At 69.4% G+C, this 2,675-nt stretch carries 2 protein-coding genes; one reads left to right on the top strand and one right to left on the bottom strand.

All coding sequences use genetic code 11. The features are described from left to right. Positions 1-60: 60 nt before the first annotated feature. On the bottom strand, positions 61-759 hold the full coding sequence (locus AB0M20_RS36870) for a hypothetical protein (RefSeq protein ID WP_364305351.1): 699 nt from the start codon (positions 757-759) through the stop codon (positions 61-63). A 91-nt stretch (positions 760-850) separates the two neighbouring features. Between AB0M20_RS36870 and AB0M20_RS36875 the strand changes: the two genes are divergently transcribed. Continuing rightward, positions 851-2,675 (top strand): valine--tRNA ligase (locus tag AB0M20_RS36875; RefSeq protein WP_364305352.1); only part of this gene is annotated, 1,825 nt, incomplete at its 3' end.

Here is a 2,675-nt window from a genome sequence, read left to right on the forward strand (position 1 = left end):
CCACCCGATGCCGGGCGGGCCATTTGTCGTTCAGGTCGCCTATCGCATCGGAGCGGTTTGTCAGTCGCGGGATTGGGTCGCGTCGCGGATCTCGCGCATGAGGGTGGCCGACTCGGCTTCCGGGCGGCTCGGGAACAGAGCCAGCGCCAGCGTGCCGTGGTCGGCCCAGCCGCACACCGTCAGGTCGCCCTCTGCCGTTGCCGTGGCGCCGCACTTCATCGTGCCGCCCAGCGAGCCGGCGTCGACCTCGTGGATGCCCGTCACCGCGCCCTGGTCGTCGGCCACCAGGTCGAAGGCGCTGTCCAGGTCGTTCTCCGGGGACCAGATCAAGGCCGTCCCGCCGAAGAACAGCACGGTCTTGTCCGGCGCGCCGGTGTCGCTGTAGACGGCCCCCACCGTCTTGTCCAGGTCGACCTCCGCGGCCAGGGCCGTGGTCAGGTAGTCCGCGGTCGTCTTCCCCGCCTCCGTCTGATCGAGCGCGAGCCGTCCGATCGATGTCGGCGGGTTCAAGGTGGCGTCCTTCTGCGAGTTGATGCGCAACCCGGCGACGGCGAGCCCGGCAAGGCCGATGGCCACGACCACCAGCAGTCCGATGAGCACGATCTTGCGGGCCCGGATCTTGCGGGACTCGTCGCTGCCCTCGTCCGGCTCGTCGCTCAGCACGATCGGCCGCGCCGACTCGATGTCCTCGGGCTCGGTGGCCGGATCGCCCGCATGGGTGGGGTTCGTGTCGGTCGGGCCGCCGGTGCGTTCGGACATCCGGGGAGCGTAACAACCTCGCGGGGTGAGTTATCCACAGGCGCGGTAATCCGCCCGCAGCCCACCGGCCACCCCTCCGTAGAATTGCCGGGTGAGCGAAGCAACCGAGACCCGTACTCCCGACAGTCGTCCCACCGGTGGACTCTCCCCCCAATACCAGCCGGGTGAGGTAGAGCAGCGGCGGTACGAGTCGTGGGTATCGTCCGGGCTGTTCACGGCCGATCCCAAGAGCGACAAGCCGCCCTTCTCGATCGTCATCCCGCCGCCGAACGTGACCGGCTCGCTGCACATCGGCCACGCGCTCGACCACACCATCCAGGACACGCTGTCGCGCCTCAAGCGGATGCAGGGCTTCGAGGTGCTCTGGCTCCCGGGCATGGACCACGCCGGCATCGCGACGCAGAACGTGGTGGAGCGGCAGCTGGCCGCCCAGCAGCTGTCGCGGCACGACTTGGGCCGGGAGGCCTTCGTCGAGCGGGTGTGGCAGTGGAAGGCGGAGTCCGGCGGCGCCATCCTCGGGCAGATGCGCCGGCTGGGCGACTCCGTCGACTGGTCGCGCGAGCGGTTCACGATGGACGACGGGCTCTCCCGCGCGGTTCTGACGATCTTCGAGCGGCTGTACGAGGACGAGCTGATCTACCGCGCCGAGCGGATCATCAACTGGTGCCCGCGCTGCCTGACCGCGCTCAGCGACATCGAGGTGGACCACTCGGACGACGACGGTGAGCTGGTGTCGATCCGGTATGGCGACGGCGACGACGCAATCGTGGTGGCGACCACCCGGGCCGAGACGATGCTCGGTGACACCGCGGTGGCCGTGCACCCCGACGACGAGCGGTACCGGCACCTGATCGGCACCGAGGTCGAGCTGCCGCTGACCGGTCGGCGCATCCCGATCGTGGCCGACGAGCACGTCGACCCGAGCTTCGGCACGGGCGCGGTCAAGGTCACGCCGGCGCACGACCCGAATGACTTCGAGATCGGGCAGCGCCACGGCCTGCCGAGCATCACCATCATGGACGAGCGCGCGGTGGTCACCGTCCCGGGCCCGTTCGAGGGTCTGGACCGGTACGAAGCCCGGCCGGCCGTGGTGGACGCTCTGCGTGAGCAGGGACGCATCGTCGCGGAGAAGCGGCCCTACGTGCACTCGGTGGGTCACTGCTCGCGGTGCAAGACCACCGTGGAGCCGCGGCTGTCGCTGCAGTGGTTCGTCCGGACCGGTCCGTTGGCGAAGGCGGCCGGCGACGCGGTGCGCGACGGCCGGGTGTCGATCGAGCCGCCGGAGCTGGCGAAGCGCTACTTCGCGTGGGTGGACAACATGCATGACTGGTGCATCTCGCGCCAGCTGTGGTGGGGTCACCGCATCCCGGTCTGGTACGGCCCGGGCGGCGAGGTGGTGTGCGTCGGCCCGGATGACGAGGCGCCGGTCGGTGACGGCTGGACCCAGGACGAGGACGTGCTGGACACGTGGTTCTCGTCGGCGCTGTGGCCGTTCTCCACGATGGGCTGGCCCGACCAGACCGTCGAGCTGGAGCGTTTCTACCCGACGTCGGTGCTGGTCACCGGCTACGACATCCTGTTCTTCTGGGTCGCCCGGATGATGATGTTCGGGCTGTACGCGATGGACGGACGCCAGCCGTTCGATGTGATCGCGCTGCACGGCATGGTGCGCGACGAGCACGGCAAGAAGATGTCGAAGTCGTTCGGCAACGTGGTGGACCCGCTCGACTGGATCGACCGGTACGGCGCCGACGCCACCCGGTTCACTCTGGCCCGCGGCGCCAACCCCGGCTCCGACGTGCCGATCAGCGAGGAGTGGTGTCAGGGCTCCCGCAACTTCTGCAACAAGCTGTGGAACGCGACCCGGTTCGCGCTGATGAACGGCGCCACGATCGACGGTGAGCTGCCGCCGCAGG

Source organism: Actinoplanes sp. NPDC051633 (genome assembly GCF_040681735.1).
GTDB lineage: Bacteria > Actinomycetota > Actinomycetes > Mycobacteriales > Micromonosporaceae > Actinoplanes.